The 17,403-nt window shown below is 41.0% G+C and carries 13 protein-coding genes and 4 pseudogenes; 5 read left to right on the top strand and 12 right to left on the bottom strand.

Annotation, left to right across the window (positions count from 1 at the left end):
• Nucleotides 1-31: 31 nt before the first annotated feature.
• Both ACSLFW_RS14650 and ACSLFW_RS14645 read left to right on the top strand, forming a co-directional pair.
• Nucleotides 32-448, top strand: a complete 417-nt coding sequence (locus tag ACSLFW_RS14650) for an OsmC family peroxiredoxin (protein ID WP_436556382.1) — start codon at nt 32-34, stop codon at nt 446-448.
• A 159-nt stretch (nt 449-607) separates the two neighbouring features.
• Entirely contained in the window at nt 608-1,099 is a 492-nt protein-coding gene (locus tag ACSLFW_RS14645; protein WP_436556381.1) for a hypothetical protein, read from the top strand.
• A gap of 86 nt (nt 1,100-1,185) precedes the next feature.
• Here ACSLFW_RS14645 and ribB read toward each other — a convergent pair whose 3' ends face one another.
• The 11 genes and pseudogenes from ribB to katG form a co-directional block, all read right to left on the bottom strand.
• A complete protein-coding gene (ribB, locus tag ACSLFW_RS14640; RefSeq protein ID WP_436556380.1) occupies nt 1,186-2,313 on the bottom strand; it encodes a 3,4-dihydroxy-2-butanone-4-phosphate synthase in 1,128 nt (375 codons plus the stop codon).
• Nucleotides 2,313-3,771: pseudogene (locus ACSLFW_RS14635) on the bottom strand (LptF/LptG family permease). Before ACSLFW_RS14635 ends, ribB begins: the two are co-directional and overlap by 1 nt.
• 6 nt (nt 3,772-3,777) lie before the next feature.
• Nucleotides 3,778-4,422 (bottom strand): LolA family protein, encoded by a 645-nt coding sequence (locus ACSLFW_RS14630; protein WP_436557460.1) that lies wholly within the window; start codon nt 4,420-4,422, stop codon nt 3,778-3,780.
• 43 nt (nt 4,423-4,465) lie between these two features.
• Nucleotides 4,466-6,472, bottom strand: a complete 2,007-nt coding sequence (locus ACSLFW_RS14625) for a DNA translocase FtsK (protein WP_436556379.1) — start codon at nt 6,470-6,472, stop codon at nt 4,466-4,468.
• Between the two features lie 67 nt (nt 6,473-6,539).
• The gene (locus ACSLFW_RS14620; protein WP_436556378.1) at nt 6,540-6,935 is read right to left on the bottom strand and encodes a DNA translocase FtsK 4TM domain-containing protein; all 396 of its coding nucleotides are present in this window, start codon (nt 6,933-6,935) and stop codon (nt 6,540-6,542) included.
• Between the two features lie 98 nt (nt 6,936-7,033).
• Nucleotides 7,034-7,408, bottom strand: coding sequence for a diacylglycerol kinase family protein (locus tag ACSLFW_RS14615; protein WP_436556377.1), 375 nt, complete (start codon nt 7,406-7,408; stop codon nt 7,034-7,036).
• Nucleotides 7,409-7,417: 9 nt separating this feature from the next.
• Nucleotides 7,418-7,915: a thiol peroxidase gene (gene tpx / locus ACSLFW_RS14610; protein WP_436556376.1), complete on the bottom strand. Its 498-nt coding sequence runs from the start codon at nt 7,913-7,915 to the stop codon at nt 7,418-7,420.
• A gap of 401 nt (nt 7,916-8,316) precedes the next feature.
• Nucleotides 8,317-8,574: a DUF6952 family protein gene (locus ACSLFW_RS14605; protein ID WP_436556375.1), complete on the bottom strand. Its 258-nt coding sequence runs from the start codon at nt 8,572-8,574 to the stop codon at nt 8,317-8,319.
• Nucleotides 8,571-8,888 (bottom strand): thioredoxin family protein, encoded by a 318-nt coding sequence (locus ACSLFW_RS14600; RefSeq protein WP_436556374.1) that lies wholly within the window; start codon nt 8,886-8,888, stop codon nt 8,571-8,573. The genes ACSLFW_RS14605 and ACSLFW_RS14600 overlap by 4 nt, the downstream gene beginning before the upstream one ends.
• 83 nt (nt 8,889-8,971) lie before the next feature.
• Nucleotides 8,972-9,607 carry a peroxiredoxin gene (locus ACSLFW_RS14595; RefSeq protein ID WP_436556373.1) on the bottom strand — a complete coding sequence of 212 codons (636 nt, stop codon included), beginning with the start codon at nt 9,605-9,607 and terminating at the stop codon, nt 8,972-8,974.
• Between the two features lie 166 nt (nt 9,608-9,773).
• Nucleotides 9,774-12,024 (bottom strand): annotated as a pseudogene (gene katG / locus ACSLFW_RS14590) (catalase/peroxidase HPI).
• 185 nt (nt 12,025-12,209) lie between these two features.
• Between katG and ACSLFW_RS14585 the strand changes: the two are divergent.
• The 3 genes and pseudogenes from ACSLFW_RS14585 to ACSLFW_RS14575 all read left to right on the top strand — a co-directional run bounded on the left by ACSLFW_RS14585 (nt 12,210) and on the right by ACSLFW_RS14575 (nt 16,278).
• A pseudogene (locus tag ACSLFW_RS14585) lies at nt 12,210-13,887 on the top strand (amino acid permease).
• Nucleotides 13,888-14,006: 119 nt separating this feature from the next.
• Nucleotides 14,007-15,463: pseudogene (locus ACSLFW_RS14580) on the top strand (L,D-transpeptidase family protein).
• A gap of 260 nt (nt 15,464-15,723) precedes the next feature.
• Nucleotides 15,724-16,278, top strand: a complete 555-nt coding sequence (locus ACSLFW_RS14575; protein ID WP_436556372.1) for a hypothetical protein — start codon at nt 15,724-15,726, stop codon at nt 16,276-16,278.
• Here ACSLFW_RS14575 and ACSLFW_RS14570 read toward each other — a convergent pair.
• Nucleotides 16,275-17,402 carry a PepSY-associated TM helix domain-containing protein gene (locus ACSLFW_RS14570; protein ID WP_436556371.1) on the bottom strand — a complete coding sequence of 376 codons (1,128 nt, stop codon included), beginning with the start codon at nt 17,400-17,402 and terminating at the stop codon, nt 16,275-16,277. The genes ACSLFW_RS14575 and ACSLFW_RS14570 overlap by 4 nt on opposite strands.
• Between the last annotated feature and the right edge of the window lies 1 nt (nt 17,403).

Below are 17,403 nucleotides of genomic sequence, written 5' to 3'. Positions count from 1 at the left end.
AATATTGACATTCAATTTTAAAAATAAAAAAATGAAACGTACAGCAAAAGCACATTGGACAGGTACCTTAAATGATGGTAAAGGCGAATTGACAACACAAAGTCAAATCTTAAACAAAACGAATTACAGCTTCAAAACCCGTTTTACAGGAGAAGAAACAGGCACAAATCCAGAGGAGTTATTAGCGGCTGCACACGCCGGATGTTTTACAATGACTGTCGCCCATGCATTGACAGAAAAAGGGCTGATTCCGACATCACTCGAAACTGAAGCTACTTTAACAATGGAGAACTTTAGTATAGCCGGAATCCATCTTTCAATAACTGGTACCGTAACCGGTATAAGTGCTGCAGAATTTGAAGCAATCACAAAAGCAGCCGAAGAAAACTGCCTGATTTCTAAAGCTTTGAAAGTAACGATAAGTTCAGAAGCGCATTTTATTTCGTAAGTGAAATCAAATATTTTTTCCAAATTCATAAGAGAGTCCGGTCAAAAGCCGGGGTTTTTTTTTGAACCGAATTGACAAATAATTGAACAAATCTGCAAAAGCTTTTTTTACATTTTAAATCAATTTTGCCTGTGAATAATAACAATAAAACTTAAAAAAATGGGATTATCAAGCTTAGGAATTTTTCACACATTAATTGGCGTAACCGCTATAGTTGCTGCGGTCATATCATTTGTTAAATATGGTAAAATCAATCTGGAACGGCTAACAGGAAAGGTATATTTTTATTTTACCGTCATTACATCGTTAACATCATTAGGGCTTTCAAAACTCGGGGGCTTGAATCCGGGACACGGATTATCTGTTTTTATAGTAATTTTAGTTGCGGCAGCCTATTTTCTTTTCCGTAAAAGACAAGGCCACAACAAAGCCCGGTATTATGAAAATTTCTTTTTGTCTTTTAGTTTTTTTCTTTCGTTGCTGCCTACTGTAGTGGAAACTTTCACCCGAATTCCGGTTGGACATCCTTTGGCAAAATGGCCAGGCGATCCATTGATTGCGAAAACATTACTTACTATTTTTGTATTGTTTGTGATTGGGTCAGTTTATCAGTATTTAAAGCAAAGGAAGATTAACAAATCAGAAGCTTAAAATACGAAGCAATAAAATAAAAACCAACACTGATTACGTGTTGGTTTTTATATATTTAGTATAAAATATGTATTTAATGTTGAAAATCAATATTTTACGTATTCTGTAATTTCAAGCCCATATCCAATCATCCCGACACGTTTGGCCTGTTCGGTATTACTAACCAGCCTGATTTTTGAAATATCAATGTCATGCAGAATCTGGGCGCCAATCCCGAAATCTTTCACATCCATTTTGATTTCCGGGGCTTTGAAGATGCCTTTTGCCTGAAGTACTTTAAGCTCTGTAATCCTGTTTAGCAGTTCTGAAGAAGCAATTTCCTGGTTGATGAATAAAATAGCGCCTTTTCCTTCGTCATTGATACGCTTGAACATATCGTCGAGTTTTTTATCGGCATTGTTCGTCAAAGTGCCCAAAATATCATTGTTGACCTGCGTCGAATTAATCCGTGTGAGGATGGAATCGCCTAAATTCCAACTTCCTTTTGTTAAAGCGATATGCACCTGTTTATTAGTAGTTTGCTGGTAAGCCCTGAAACGGAATTGCCCGAAACGCGTCTCGATTTCAAAATCTTCTTTCTTGACAATAAGGCTGTCGTGCTGCATGCGGTAAGCGACCAGATCTTCGATAGAAACCAGTTTCATGTCGAATTTCTTTGCCACTTCATACAATTCCGGCAAACGCGACATGCTGCCATCGTCATTCATGATTTCACAAATTACGCCTGCAGGTTTGAATCCGGCGAGTCTCGCAAAGTCAATTGCAGCTTCGGTATGCCCCGTTCTTCTTAAAACGCCGCCTTGTTTGGCAATCAACGGGAAAATATGTCCCGGACGCGCCAAGTCATAAGGTTTCGTTTCGTCATTGACTAAAGCCAAAACCGTTTTCGCCCGGTCGGCAGCTGAAATTCCGGTCGTTACGCCGTGGCCTTTCAAATCTACAGAAACCGTAAAGGCTGTTTCCATATGGTCGGTATTATTGGTCACCATCGTGCGCAATTCGAGTTCCGTACAACGCTTTTCGGTTAAAGGGGCACAAATCAAACCGCGACCGTAAGTTGCCATGAAGTTGATCATTTCGGGCGTGACTTTATCGGCTGCTGCCACGAAATCACCTTCATTTTCGCGGTCTTCATCATCGACAACGATTATTATTTTGCCCTGGCGAATGTCTTCGATGGCTTCTTCAATGGTATTCAACTGAATATGTGACATTATTGGATTTGTTTTTTTGGAAATATTTTAAAATATAATTTCTGAACAGGAACAGTAATCCAGTCAAAATTAATAGAAATATTGATGTCGTTCGTCGCTCTGTAAGTCAGGAAAAGTGCTAGCGGCGTCAAGATAATAGATGACATCCACGCTCCTAAAAACGGCGTGATCCCGCTTTCCTGCGCTACTTTTTTCCCGAAAGTATTAACGAAGTGGAAAGTAATGAAAATCAGGATTGCAAATACGATTGGCAATCCGAGTCCGCCCTTCCTGATAATCGCTCCCAACGGCGCACCTATAAAAAACATAAGTATGCACGCATAAGCAATTACGAATTTATCATAAATCGAAAGCCAGTGCCCGTTGATGATGCGCTGCTTTTGGTAAAAATCATCTTTTGTCCCGTCAATAGTGAAAGAAGTACTGCTTACATTACTTTTGGCAATGTTATAAATCTTCAATTTTTGGGTATTGGTGTAATCGGCAAGCAAATCTTTTGATAAATCCTTCGTTTTTGGATTTTCTTTTGCAATGAGACTGTTTTTCGGGATTTTATTAAGGATTCCCGTTCGCAAATGAATGTTATCGGTATAAGAAACGAGTTCCTTTTCATAGTCTTTATTCAGCGAATCCAGTGTGTAGGTCAGTTCGCTCATGTTGAGCATCGCGCTGGTACTTGAAACCTGTTCTTTATCAACGTCAACTTTGTTAAGCTGCGTCAAATCCATGTTGAGTACATATTTTTTGAAGGAGCTTTTCGCGAAAGGCAGTTTATTGCGCTCCTCATATTTCTTCGGAACCACATCTTCAAATTGGTAGCCGTTGTAGAGAATCAGCTGCAATATATTCGAATCCTCACTGCTTAAAAGCTCACCGTTCTTAGCTTTGATTACCGTTGTGTTGCCCATTCCGGTGTTGGACTTTTTGTGTATTGTAATTCCGGTAAGGATATTTCCATTCGGTTCCAGATTTTTTATCGACCTTAATATTATAAGTACCGACATCACTAAATTGCCCTTCGGCGATTGCCAGAGCTGGTTTGACCTGCGCGATATTCGCCTTAAAATTCAGGAATTTGTATTGGGAATACGGAATGATGTTATTGGCAAACAGGAATGAGGCAAAACTCAGAATCAGGATGAAATAGGTGAGGCTCCGCATTGATCTTTGCAGCGAAACGCCTGAAGATTTCATCGCCGCGAATTCATAATTTTCAGATAAATCCCCGAAAGTCATAATCGATGCCAGCAAAATTGATAGCGGTAAAACGAGCGGAACGATATTCGGCATCGAAAAACCGAGGAACTTGATGATCATAATGAAATCAAGATCTTTTCCGGCCAATTCGGCTATAAAAAGCCAGACAGTCTGTAAAATGAAGATGAAAAAGAGGATAACAAATACCGAAGTAAACGTTTTAAGGAATGTCGTAAGAAGGTACCTGTCGAGTATTTTCACCGAAAATTAATCTATTTTGTTGATGTAGTAATTGGGATATTTACTTTCAACAAAGGTAAATTGATTTTTTGACAAAGGCTGATTGGTTTTAAAAGAATTAACAACCAAAGTCGTTTTTGTACCGTTTTTGCCGGTCTCAATAAGATTGTAGATGTTTTTTGTAGAAACGTCAATGCCTAACAGGATTTCTTTACGCTGATCTTTCGCGCTCGTCGGAATCAGTTTAATGTACTGGATTTTACGGCCTTTGATGTTCTGAAGAATGTCCCACGAAAATTTGTAACCGGTATTAAAAAACGTCAGCATTTTTGAAGGCGTAATCGCATTGGCATCTTTTTCGTCGAATTTAGAAATCGTGATCTCCTCGTCTTCCGGATTGATGGTGTAGACTTTTTTCCCGTCGAAAATCTTAGTGATGCCCATTAAATTCAACACATATTGGTTGCCTTTTAGCGTCACATTGCCTTTGCTTTCCTGATTGATGTTCTCTTTCGCATTATTGAGCGAATATTTAAAATCGATTACGATATTGTCGTAGCTTTTTACTTTGGCGGTTACTTCATCTAACAGCTCTTTTGCCTTTTTATCCTGTGCCTGCGCGGCAAAACCGATAAACAGGAGTAGGGCGATATGCATCAGTTTTCTGCTCATGGTTGTCATTTTTTCAAATCCGGATTTCGTTCCCGATGTCATTTTAATTGCTTTCATTGTTTAAAAATTGGTCGAGACTTGTCAAGTCGGGAATGTTGACGCTTCTGGCTTTACTTCCTTCAAACGGACCGACGATTCCGGCAGCTTCAAGCTGGTCGATAAGGCGCCCGGCACGGTTGTAACCCAGTTTTAATTTGCGCTGCAACAATGAAGCCGAACCTTGTTGTGCGGTTACGATGACTTCTGCAGCTTCCCTGAACATGCTGTCTCTTTCGGAAATGTCTATATCAAGTTTGATGCCACTTTCGTCATCTCCGGTAAATTCAGGCAGTAAATAAGCATTTGGATAAGCTTTTTGCGCACCAATAAATTCTGTAATTTTCTCAACTTCAGGCGTGTCAACGAAAGCACATTGCACACGAACGATGTCATTTCCGTTGGTATATAATAAATCTCCACGGCCAATCAACTGATCGGCACCTTGTGTATCAAGGATTGTTCGCGAATCAATTTTTGAAGTTACACGGAAGGCGATACGTGCAGGGAAATTCGCCTTGATAATACCGGTAATTACATTTACCGACGGTCTTTGCGTAGCGATAATCAAGTGAATTCCGATGGCGCGCGCCAATTGTGCGAGCCTTGCAATCGGGGTTTCAACTTCTTTTCCGGCGGTCATGATCAAATCGGCGAACTCATCGACAACCAATACAATATAAGGTAGGAACTGGTGTCCGGCTTCGGGATTTAACCTGCGTGCCTTGAATTTCTCATTATATTCTTTGATGTTGCGCACCATTGCGTCTTTGAGCAACGAATAACGGTTGTCCATTTCAACGCAAAGCGAATTCAATGTGTTGATTACTTTATTGTTATCGGTGATGATAGCATCTTCAGTATCAGGCAATTTCGCGAGATAATGACGTTCTATTTTATTGAAAAGTGTCAGTTCGACCTTCTTCGGATCAACCAAAACGAATTTTACTTCGGCCGGATGCTTTTTGTAGAGAAGGGAAGTAAGTACCGCATTCAATCCGACGGATTTTCCCTGTCCGGTTGCCCCAGCCATCAATAAGTGCGGCATTTTCGCCAAATCGACTACGAAAGTTTCATTTGAAATTGTTTTTCCGAGGGCAATTGGCAATTCCATTTCTGCTTCCTGGAATTTGGTGGAACCGATAACGCTTTTCATCGAAACCATCGTCGGGTTTTTGTTCGGAACTTCAATACCAATCGTACCTTTTCCGGGAATTGGCGCGATAATACGAATTCCTAATGCCGATAAAGACAACGCGATATCATCTTCTAAACTCTTTATTTTTGAAATACGGATTCCGGCTTCCGGTACGATTTCATATAAGGTTACCAATAGGCCAACCGTTGCTTTTATCTGTGCAATTTCGATTTTGTAATTGCGAAGCGTCTCAACGATGCGGTTTTTGTTTTCTTCTAATTCTTCCTGGTTGATCGTGATGCCGCCTGTTGAATATTCTTTCAGTAAATCAATTGTCGGAAATTTATAGTTCGATAAATCCAGCGTAGGATCGAACAAACCGAAATCAGCTACGAGTTTTGAAGCAAGATTTTCTTCGACAACATCTTCTTCTTCGACTTTCTCGATGACGAAAGTTTCTTCTATTGGCCCGGTGATTTCAGGCGTCACTTCTAAATCCAATGAAGGATTTTGTTTTATCGTCGGCTCAAGAATTAATTCCGAAGAACTATTGATTGTTGGCTTTAACTCTTCACGATTGATCTCGAATTTTGAAACCGGTTTTAATTCCGGCTCGGGGATTTCTTCATCCGGGAAATCCTCTTCATTAAAATCATCCACTGCAAATTCCTCTAAATTGTAGGCGGCAGCATTGTCTTTGGAAGGCAGGTTCATGTCTTCCATATCTTCGTTGATTTCTTTCTTCGTCTTTTCGAATAAAGCTTTGATGCTTTCAGGAGAAACACGGATTTTGAACAAAAGGTAGATAATCAATCCGAAAATCAAAATGAGTAAAGTTCCTGATTTTCCTAAATAATCCTGAAGGTAAATGTTCATTTCAAAACCGACTGTTCCACCTAATTCCGGCAGGAAACTTGCAAAAAACCGAACAGAATCGATAAAACTACAATAGCGTACAAATCCCAAAACCAGGTATTGCGCAGTTTTTTACGGATAAATCCAGTACGAGATAAGCACCTGTAAGGAAAAACAAGCGTACAAAAAGGAACGAAGCCGCTCCAAATCCTTTATAAACAAAAATATCTGCCAGAAAAGCGCCGAATTTGCCGAGCCAGTTTCCGACTTTGGCATCGCGATCGGCAAGTTCAGTAACCGCACTTTGGTCTTCCTGTCCGTAAATGTAAAAGGAAACGAATGCCAGCAACAGCGAAATGGCGAATAAGACCAGCAGGCTTCCGACAAGTGCTTTGTGCTGTTTGGTGATTCTCCAGGATTTTTTTGATTCAGTACCTGCGTCGGTTTTCTTGTCTGCGGGTTCCTTTTTAATCGTTTTTGCCATTCGTCGGTTTGCTTTATTCAGGAGTAAAAATAAATAAAATTAGGAGAAAGTCTAAGGTTTATAACCTAAAGTTTAAAGTCAAGAACGACATGCTTAAATTACATCGCAGTAATTATAGGCACGTAAATGATAAGCCCAATTGCAAGTGCGGCAATCGCTGCAAAAAATACGGCACCGGCACCAATATCCTTGATAAAGCCGATTTTTTCATGAAAATCAGGATGAATGAAATCGGCAATTTTTTCAACGGCGGTATTTAGCCCTTCAATGCTTAAAACCAAACCGATTGACATGGTTTGGAACAGCCATTCGGTTTTTGAAATTCCGAAATAAAACCCTGCAATCGTCAGCAGAATCCCTATAGAGAATTGCGTCATGATGCTGTGTTCGGTCGTGATAAGCTTGTATGCACCGATGAAAGCGTACCTGAAACTTTTAAGCCTTCCGGTAATAAATGAATGATCTTCTTTCATACTGGCTTTTTATAATGAAGCCAAAGCAGCGTCGTAATCAGGTTCGTTGGCGATGTCGGCAACTTGTTCAGTGTAAGTGACTTTTCCTTTTTCGTCAATTATTACAACTGCTCTTGAATGCAATCCGGCAAGTTTGCTGTCTAATAATTCGAGTCCATAATCCTTACCGAAACTTCCGGTTTTGAAATCTGATAAAGTGATGACGTTTTCAATGCCTTCAGCGCCGCAGAAACGTTTTTGTGCAAAAGGTAAATCGCGTGAGATACAAAGCACCGTCGTATTTTCAAGTCCGGATGCTTTTTCGTTGAATTTCCTTACGGAAGTAGCGCAAACGCCGGTATCGACGCTTGGAAAAATATTGAGGATGAGTTTCTTTCCTGCAAAATCGGCAAGAGAAACTTCGGATAAATCATCTTTTACAAGTTTGAAATCCGGGGCAGTTGTGCCTGTTTTTGGCAGTTCGCCGCTGGTTTTTACGGGATTTCCTCCCAAGGTTACTGAAGACATGTTCGTTAGTTTTAGAGGATTCAAATGTAAGGAATTTTTGCGGGAAGTGGAAATTTTGGGTTGAGATTAGCAGATAGCGGTTTCAAGTTACAGTCAGCAGATTGCAGTAAAATAAGAGATGCGCTGATGATTTGAAAAATTAAATCCACATAAAAATTTAAGAATTTCTACGGCATTCCCGTAATACAACTTATTGGAAAAAATTGTATTTTACCTTCAGGGAAGGGGAGAATGCATCCCTAACGAAAATCTGGACATCGCGGTTACGGGAATGCCGTAGAAATTGTTAAAGTTTAGATGATGAACCTTAGAAGTAGATTATCACTTCAGATGGAATATAAACAAAAACGCCTTCCGGTTTAATGGAAGGCGTATTCAGTCAAAACTTCGGGTGAGTTTTTTTATTTATCGATTGAGCCCAAAACCCTTTTCATGAAAGCATTTAAAGCTTCCTTTTTGTCAGTGCCTTCTTTGATAAGTTTGTGCACTTCAAGCGCGCCGTACATATTGGAAATCAGTTCGCCAATAATATCGAGTTCTTCATCTTTTAGAGATGGAATTTCTGTCAAAGCCTCCAAAACTTCAAGCGTTTCAATGATATAATCCTGATCGTTTTCTTCAATAAACTGCGTGAGGTGCTTAATTACCGGTAACTTCATAACGTATTCGCGATTTCGTCAACCAATTCTGCCAAGACTTCAGTTTTATTGGTTTGTGTTTCATTGACGAGTTTTCCGTTGATAAAAGACGCAAAAGTCGGTAAATTCGAAACATTCGCGAGTTTTCTTGATTCAGGAGATTTTTCAGCATCGACCAAAACAAAAGCAATGCTTTCATTTTCAGAAGCCATTTTCTTGAATTTTGGTTTAATGATACGGCAATTGCCACACCATGATGCCGAAAATTGGACTACGACTTTTTCGTTTTGTGCAACGATAGTTTGTAAAGTATCTTCGTTTAATTCGATTAACATATTTGAGTGTTTAGGGTTAAGGGTTCTGGGTTTTGAGCGCAAAGTGAAACCTTGTACCCAAAACCCAAAACCTTGTACCAATATTAATTACTTAAATAAGTGGCAACACCTTCTCGTGTAGCAAACATAGCCTCCTGGCCTTGTTCCCAGTTGGCAGGGCAGACTTCACCTTTTTGCTGTACGTGTGTGTAAGCGTCGATGAGGCGTAAATATTCGTTTACGTTTCTTCCAAGTGGCATGTCGTTTACACTTTCGTGGAAGATTTTTCCGGTTTCGTCAATAAGATAAGTGGCACGGTAAGTTACGTTTGAACCTTCGATAATCACTGAATCTGTTTCTTCGCTGTAACTTGTAGAATCGATATCTAAAATGCCTAAAATGTTTGACAAATTCCGATTCGTATCAGCTAAAATAGGGTAGGTGACACCTTCGATTCCGCCGTTGTCTTTTGGTGTATTCAACCAGGCAAAATGTACCTCGTTCGTGTCGCATGAAGCGCCAATCACAAAAGTATTTCTTTTTGCAAATTCAGGTAAAGCTGCCTGGAAAGCGTGTAATTCTGTAGGACATACGAAGGTGAAATCTTTTGGATACCAGAACAAAAGCACTTTTTGATTTTTGTTTACGGCTTCTTCGAAAACGTTAATTTTCAGGTTATCACCCATTTCTGAAATGGCGTCGACTGCAATGTTTGGGAATTTTTTTCCTACTAATGACATAAGATTGTATTTAAATTTTATGGCGCGAAAATAGGAAACAAGTGCACTTATTTCTAATAGTTTTGAATTATATTTTTTTATTTGTTGATAGTATTTGGCTATTTAAGTTTTCGTAAAATAAAAAAGCGCCTCGAAATGAGACGCTTCTATTTTGAATTTCAGATTATTATAAATCGAAACGATCGGCATTCATGACTTTATTCCATGCTGCGGCGAAATCATTTATAAACTTTTCTTTTGCATCATCTGCAGCATAAACTTCAGCGATGGCGCGCAATTCAGAATTTGAGCCGAAAACCAGATCGGCACGCGTTGCCGTCCATTTTAAAACGCCGGTTTTGCGGTCACGGCCTTCATAGCGTTCTTTTTCAGCGGAAGCGGCTTTCCATTCGGTATTCATATCTAATAAATTCACGAAGAAATCATTACTCAATTTTCCTGATTTGTCAGTCAGAATACCGTAGTCAGAACCGTCGAAATTGGTTCGATACTGCGCATTCCACCAACTAAAACGGTCAGTTCAGGCGCGGTCAGGTTTAATAATTGCGCTTTGTCAATCAGCAAAACTTCAGTCGCAACAGGCAATCCCGGTTTCTTGTAATTTCGGAACCCATCTGCAAATGGCTCTAAATAATTGAACGATTCGATGTCTGTCTGTTCTTGTGAAGCATCCATTCTGCCCGGAGTGAAAGGAATGGTTACGGAATGGCCAGCAGCTTTTTCAACGCCTGCATTTCCGGCCAGCACAATTAAATCCGCCAAAGAAATTTTCTTTCCGGATTGTGAATTATTGAAATCAGTCTGAATGTTTTCCAGTTTTGACAATACTTTATTCAACTGTGCCGGATTGTTAACCTGCCAGCTTTTTTGTGGCTCCAATCTGATGCGTGCTCCATTGGCGCCGCCCCGTTTATCAGAACCTCTGAAAGTTGAAGCTGATGCCCAGGCAGTCGTTACCAATTCTGAAACACTTAACCCGGAATCAAGGATTTTTGATTTTAATGAATGAATGTCATTGTTGTCAACCAAATCGTGATTTACTGCCGGAATCGGGTCTTGCCAAAGTAAAACTTCTTTCGGGACATCTGCACCTAAATATAATTCGCGCAGTCCCATATCACGGTGCGTCAGCTTGAACCACGCACGTGCAAACGCATCCGCGAAAGCATCAGGATTTCCTAAAAACCTACGTGATATTTTTTCATAAGCCGGATCAAATCTCAGAGACAAATCAGTGGTCAACATCGTTGGCAAATGTTTTTTTGAACTGTCGAATGCATCCGGAATTATGGCATCGGCGTTTTTAGCTACCCATTGGTGCGCGCCAGCCGGACTTTTACTCAATTCCCACTCAAAGCCGAAAAGATTTTCAAAGAAATTATTGCTCCATTGCGTTGGTGTTTTTGTCCATGTCACTTCGAGTCCGCTCGTAATTGCGTGCAGGCCTTTCCCGGATTCGTATTTGTTGTGCCATCCGAACCCCTGTGATTCTAAATCGACGGCTTCCGGTTCTTTACCGACATGGTCAGAAGACGCGGCGCCGTGGGTTTTTCCGAAGGTATGTCCCCCGCAATAAGTGCAACGGTTTCTTCGTCATTCATCGCCATTCTGCCAAAAGTATCACGGATGTCTTTTGCTGCCAAAAGCGGATCAGGATTTCCGTCCGGGCCTTCCGGATTTACATAAATCAATCCCATTTGAACGGCAGCAAGCGGATTTTCAAGATTTCTTGAATGCACGTCGCCGTCGGCATCATCATCAGAAACCAAAACACTGTGTTTGGCAACACCTTCAGAACCGTGTGCATAGCGGATGTCTCCGCCAAGCCATTCTTTTTCTGAACCCCAATACACAGATTCGTCCGCTTCCCAGACATCTGCGCGGCCTCCGGCAAATCCGAAAGTTTTGAAACCCATTGATTCCAACGCAACATTCCCGGTCAGAATCATCAAATCTGCCCACGAAATCTTCTTGCCATATTTTTGCTTTATTGGCCATAAAAGCCTTCTTGCTTTATCTAGACTGACGTTATCCGGCCAGCTGTTCAACGGCGCGAAACGTTGTAATCCCGCACCTGCACCGCCACGGCCATCTGTGACACGATAAGTTCCCGCGCTGTGCCACGCCATTCTGATAAATAACCCGCCGTAGTGACCGAAATCTGCCGGCCACCAATCCTGTGAATCTGTCATCAGCGCGTGAAGGTCTTTTTTGACTGCTTCCAAATCAAGGCTTTTAAAAGCTTCTGCGTAATCAAAATCTCCTCCCATCGGATTGGACAAACTTGAATTTTGGCGCAGGATGTTTAAGTTAAGCTGGTTTGGCCACCAATCGCGGTTCCTGGTTCCGTTGCCGGCACTTTGACCCAGCGATCCGCCGGAGAATGGGCATTTGCCTTTTGAAGTTTCGTTTTCCATAATTATCGGTTTATAATTGTTTGCAAGGTTAATATCTCAAATTTAAGATTTCTTGCGGTTCGCCGGTATAGTTTTAAATTATAAATTGCTATTTTAAAATCGTTAAAATTTATGTGGATGATTTAAGTCAGAAATTCATTTCCTTTTATATATTTGTTTGCATTCACTGAAAACCAACCAAGATTATGAATTTTTCCAATTTATTCAGAAGAAAATCAACGAACGTAGTGATCAACGAAGGCGGCGATGGCGAACATAGCGGGCTGCACAAAGTTTTGACCGTCAGGGATCTTACTTTCTTCGGAATAGCCGCAATTATCGGCGGCGGAACATTCAGTGCAATTGGGAATGCCTGCTTTTCCGGTGGCCCAGGCAGTCGTAATCTTATATATTATATGTGCAATTGCCTGCGGGTTTACGGCGATGTGTTATGCCGAATTCGCCTCGCGGGTGCCGGTTTCAGGAAGTGCTTATACCTATGCGTATGTTTCTTTCGGTGAAATATTTGCCTGGGTTATCGGCTGGGCGTTGATTATGGAATATTCGATAGGCAATATCTACATCGCTTTTTCGTGGAGCGGTTATTTCACCAATTTGCTCGAGACTTTCCACATCCATTTGCCTGAATGGCTTACTATAAATTACAAGTCTGCACAAGACGCCGTTCTTGCCGGAAAAGGCGCAGAAGGCTTGATGGCGTGGAAGAATGCGCCTGTTCTGGGAGGATTGAGAATCATCTTCGATTTGCCTGCAGTTGTTATCAATTTATTAATAACTTATCTGGTTTACCGTGGTACGAAAGAGTCGAAGAATTTCAGTAACATAATGGTTTACATAAAATTGGCGATTATTGCGCTGGTTATCGTCGTGGGAGCATTTTACGTTGACATTGACAATTGGACGCCGTTCATGCCGAATGGTTTCAGCGGCGTTATGGGTGGTGTCTCGGCAGTGTTCTTTGCCTATATCGGTTTTGATGCGGTCTCGACATTGGCTGAGGAAAGTAAAAACCCGCAGCGCGATTTGCCTAAAGGGATGATTTATTCACTTGTGATCTGTACGGCTGTTTTTATCGTTCTGGCGCTGGTGATTACCGGAATGGTTTCTTATCAGTTATTAGGTGTAAGCGATCCTTTAGCAGAAATTTTTGCGTTAAAAGGCGTAAAATGGATGTTATTCATCGTTTCAATTGCAGCTGTTGTTGCCATGACCAGCGTGTTGTTGGTTTTTCAGATGGGACAGCCGAGGATATGGATGACGATGAGCCGTGACGGATTGATGCCGAAGAAGTTCGCCGAAATTCATCCTAAATATAAAACGCCCGGCTTTGCTACGATTGTCACCGGACTAGTAGTGGGTGTGCCGATATTTTTTACCGATGAAAATTTTGTACTCGACTTTACCAGCATAGGCACTTTATTCGCATTCGTATTGGTTTGCGGCGGTGTTTTGATGCTGTCTCCGCAAAGTGAAACCGAATTGAATGAAAGGGCAACCAAAGGAAAATTCAGGATTCCGTATATCAATGCGAAAATTATTTTTCCCGGAATTATTGCTGCCGGCGTTGCATTGACGCTGTATTATGTTCCGAATTTTTTCATCGATGTACTTGATTTTTCTGAAGGTAAAATGGCAACCAATTTACCAATGCTGGTATTCTTGATTGTTTGCGCGGTCATGACCATATTGGCTTTCGCAAAAAACCTGTCGCTGATCCCGCTACTCGGACTGGTGTCCTGTTGCTACCTGCTCACAGGAATGGCGGTTTCTAACTGGATGTGGTTTGGCGTATGGCTTTTGATCGGCCTGGTATTTTATTTTTGCTACGGCTATAAGAAAAGCAAACTCAATATCTTATCATAAATGAAAGTCCCGTTAATTCGGGATTTTTTTGTTTTTGGCGGTATCGGTTTGCATTAAAGTTGTGTTAAGCCGCCCGTTTATCCCACATTTTATGGCTAAATTTAAATAAAAACCAAGTCATGAAAAAAATACAATTTACTATTATTACACTTATCGCCGCACTGGTGATTGTCTCCTGTAAAAAAGATCCTGAGAAAAAAGCCGATTTCACTTTTACCGCCGGCGCGCTGGATTCCTTTTTCGTGAAATATCCCGATTACAAGCCTTACGCGAAAGAAATGTCGGAATTATACCAAAAGCATGATTACCATTATATATGGTATGACAAAGGCGGACGCGTTGATCTGGCCGATGTGCTTTACAACAAATCCAATCAAATCGCTGCTGACGGCGTAATCGCAAAAGTGCCATACAAAACCGACCTCGACAAGCTCTTTGACGAAAGCGAAAATAAAAGCCCGCAAGTCAATAAAGATTTACTCGTAAGCGCGCTTTATTTTTTTTATACGAAGAAAGTAATGGAGGGTCTCGACCCGCAAAAAAGCAAGCAAACCGGCTGGTATTTGCCACGTGAGAAAGTTTCCTACGTTGATTACCTCGATGAATTGATGAAAGATCCCGATTTGATCAAAAAAGACGAATCGGAAATGATCAGCCAATATTACAAACTCAAAAAAGGTTTGCAGAAATACCGTGATATTCAGAAAAAGGGAGGTTGGGGAACAATTGCCTGGCCTGACGGGACAAAATCGATTAAAGAAGGAGGGAATTCACCTGTAGTTGCGCAAGTCAGGAAACGATTATTCATAACCGGAGATTTGACAAGCGATTCCGGAAGTACAACTTTCGATTCAGATCTAAAAGACGGATTGGCGAATTACGTAAAGCGCTACAACCGCACGCCCGATAATCTCATCACTGCAGATTTGGTAAAAGAACTGAATATTCCTGTAGAAAAACGTATTGAAACCATCATTGTCAATATGGAACGCTGCCGTTGGATAGATCCTGATATTGCTGAGTCGAAAGAACTTATTGCAGTCAACATTCCGTCATACGCATTGCAATATCGAAAAGATGGTAAAATTGTATTGGAGTCGAATGTCGTAGTTGGAAAAGATTTGAACAGGACTGTCGTTTTCAGCGGACAGATGAGCTATATCGTTTTTAGTCCGTATTGGAATATTCCGCCGAGTATCCTCGAAAAAGAAATCAAGCCCGGAATTGCCGCCGACCCGAATTACCTGGAAAAACACAATATGGAATGGAACGGCAATCAGGTAAGGCAAAAGCCGGGCGGAGAAACTCACTCGGGCTGGTTAAATTTATGTTCCCAAATACGAACAACATTTACCTGCATGATACACCGGCGAAAAGCCTTTTTAACAAAGACAGCCGCGCTTTCAGTCATGGTTGCGTGCGTGTTGAAAAAGCGCGTCAGCTGGCCATTGAAATCCTGAAAGAAGATAAAAACTGGAATGCGGATAAAATCGATGAAGCTATGCACGCCGGAAAAGAAAGCCAGTATTCTTTAAAACGAAAAATTCCTGTATACATTGCTTATTTCACGGCGTAGGCCGATGACAACGGTAACGTAAATTTTTATGAAGATGTATACAATCGGGATTCAAGATTGGCGAGTTTGCTTTATACGAATACGCCGAAATAATTGTAACTAACATATAATTAAAAGCCTTGCATTTTTTTTAAGTGCAGGGCTTTTTCCTTTTCATCAAAATTTCTATGACTCCAAAATCAGGTATTTTTACCTGTAAAACAGGATGTTTTAAATATTTAGTTTTATCGGATGATACAAAACCCCTAAAACTAACACCAATGGACAGGACATTAAAAGTTTACGCCAATACCGGCCATCTTTTCGCAGAGTTTGAATTCACCTATGACTCGCCAAGACAGGCAAAAGCGCGTTGTCAGGAATACCGCAGGCTTTATAATGATGATGAAGAAGATGAGAATAAATCGGTATATCCGGGTATGGAATCGGATTTATGGCTTGATTTCAGGAAATTCAATTCTATTGCCGAAATAAAGGCGCATGACAAGGAATTTGTCAGAAAAACGTTAGGACGTGACATGCAAAACCCTGAAAGTTACAGATATGAATACGACGAACAACCTGTATATGTGCGCTATATTGCCAGCAATCACGTACATGTTATCGGATTTGTCAACATTCTTTTCAGTTTCGAAAATAATACCAAAGAGGTGAAATTTTTATCAGGATTCGGCTCCAGGTTTGATGTTGACATTATTTCCGACAGTCTCGAAACCAACCTTGAATGCATCCAGAGAATTCCGGTTTACAAGGAAAGAGAAGATCCGGGAGAAATTTCTCCATACGACCTCAAAAAGCTGCCTGTTTGGTATTAATTCCGGGCAGGCGAAGGCTTCTTTTTGGTTTTTTTGCGTCTTCCGTACCAGATAATGAAACCTGTAACCGGCAATGCTGCAGCAATAAGGCTCGCTGTAAAGGCAATTATTTTACCTGGCAGATCAAGGATTTGCCCGGTATGGATGCCGTAATTCATTTCGTTGAGCTGCAATCCGAAAGACTTTTGTTCATGCGGTTCGCTTTTGAGCAAGCTTCCGTCGCCGGGATGAAAATGATAATTGCTTTGGTGGTCAAACCGCAAGGTGTATTTGTAAGCGCCCGTAGTGACCGGTTGGTCTTTCTTTTCTGACAACGTGATGAAAAACATTTCCGCATTCGGATTCATTTTCATAGTTGCCGCCATCGCTTTATCCGCGGCAGCAATATTAATTGTTGCATATTTTGTGCTGTCGATTGCCGGTGCTTTTGATTCAGCTTCCTTGTCGCCTTTGCCCAGATTTGCGGTGTAATAAATGGTGTCACCCGCCCAATCATAGGCGAAAACCAATCCTGTGAATGCGATGATGAAAGCAACAATTGAAATGTAAAACCCGGAAACGTTGTGCCAGTCGTAATTTACGCGGCGCCATTTTGCCGACCATTTTACGTTGAAACTTCTTTTGATATCGCTTCTTCGTTTCGGCCACCATTGGATGATTCCGGTAATGAGCATGAAAATGAAAATGATGGTCGCGCCGGCAACAATGTGTTTTCCAATATAATCAGGAAGCAGCAAATACAAATGGATGTATTCCACGATGATAAAGAAATCAGTAGTCGGGTCTTCAATAAACAATGTTTTTCCGCTGTACGGATTCATGAAAACATATTTGTAACCGGCTGCGCTGTTGGTATAAACGACTGCAGAACGATTCGGCGCAACATACACGACAGTGCTGGTGGTACTTTTCGGAACGGCGATTTTCGCTTTTTCAATTAAAATTGATGGCGGTAAATATGGTTTATTCTCATTGACAACAAAACGGGATTCTTCGCGAGTTATGTCCTTGATTTCATCCTGAAAGCAAAAAATACAACCTGTAATGCTCACAATAAACACAATAAGCCCGGACGTTAATCCGAGCCATTTGTGAATATTTCTGACTTGTGTCTTAAAACTCATA

The sequence above is a fragment of the Flavobacterium sp. 3HN19-14 genome, assembly GCF_051373205.1.
Lineage (GTDB): Bacteria > Bacteroidota > Bacteroidia > Flavobacteriales > Flavobacteriaceae > Flavobacterium.
Note: the sequence above shows the minus strand (reverse complement) of the source record. Positions and strands in the feature narration are given on the sequence as shown.

Bases quoted from the DNA above. Each gene is read 5' to 3' on its own strand.
- ACSLFW_RS14595 (WP_436556373.1), bottom strand. From the start codon at position 9,607: ATGTCATTAGTAGGAAAAAAATTCCCAAACATTGCAGTCGACGCCATT.
- ACSLFW_RS14630 (WP_436557460.1), bottom strand. From the start codon at position 4,422: ATGAGCAGAAAACTGATGCATATCGCCCTACTCCTGTTTATCGGTTTT.
- ACSLFW_RS14650 (WP_436556382.1), top strand. From the start codon at position 32: ATGAAACGTACAGCAAAAGCACATTGGACAGGTACCTTAAATGATGGT.
- ACSLFW_RS14575 (WP_436556372.1), top strand. From the start codon at position 15,724: ATGGACAGGACATTAAAAGTTTACGCCAATACCGGCCATCTTTTCGCA.
- ACSLFW_RS14620 (WP_436556378.1), bottom strand. From the start codon at position 6,935: ATGGCAAAAACGATTAAAAAGGAACCCGCAGACAAGAAAACCGACGCA.
- ACSLFW_RS14615 (WP_436556377.1), bottom strand. From the start codon at position 7,408: ATGAAAGAAGATCATTCATTTATTACCGGAAGGCTTAAAAGTTTCAGG.
- ACSLFW_RS14625 (WP_436556379.1), bottom strand. From the start codon at position 6,472: ATGAACATTTACCTTCAGGATTATTTAGGAAAATCAGGAACTTTACTC.
- ACSLFW_RS14645 (WP_436556381.1), top strand. From the start codon at position 608: ATGGGATTATCAAGCTTAGGAATTTTTCACACATTAATTGGCGTAACC.
- ACSLFW_RS14570 (WP_436556371.1), bottom strand. From the start codon at position 17,402: ATGAGTTTTAAGACACAAGTCAGAAATATTCACAAATGGCTCGGATTA.
- tpx (WP_436556376.1), bottom strand. From the start codon at position 7,915: ATGTCTTCAGTAACCTTGGGAGGAAATCCCGTAAAAACCAGCGGCGAA.
- ACSLFW_RS14600 (WP_436556374.1), bottom strand. From the start codon at position 8,888: ATGTTAATCGAATTAAACGAAGATACTTTACAAACTATCGTTGCACAA.
- ACSLFW_RS14605 (WP_436556375.1), bottom strand. From the start codon at position 8,574: ATGAAGTTACCGGTAATTAAGCACCTCACGCAGTTTATTGAAGAAAAC.
- ribB (WP_436556380.1), bottom strand. From the start codon at position 2,313: ATGTCACATATTCAGTTGAATACCATTGAAGAAGCCATCGAAGACATT.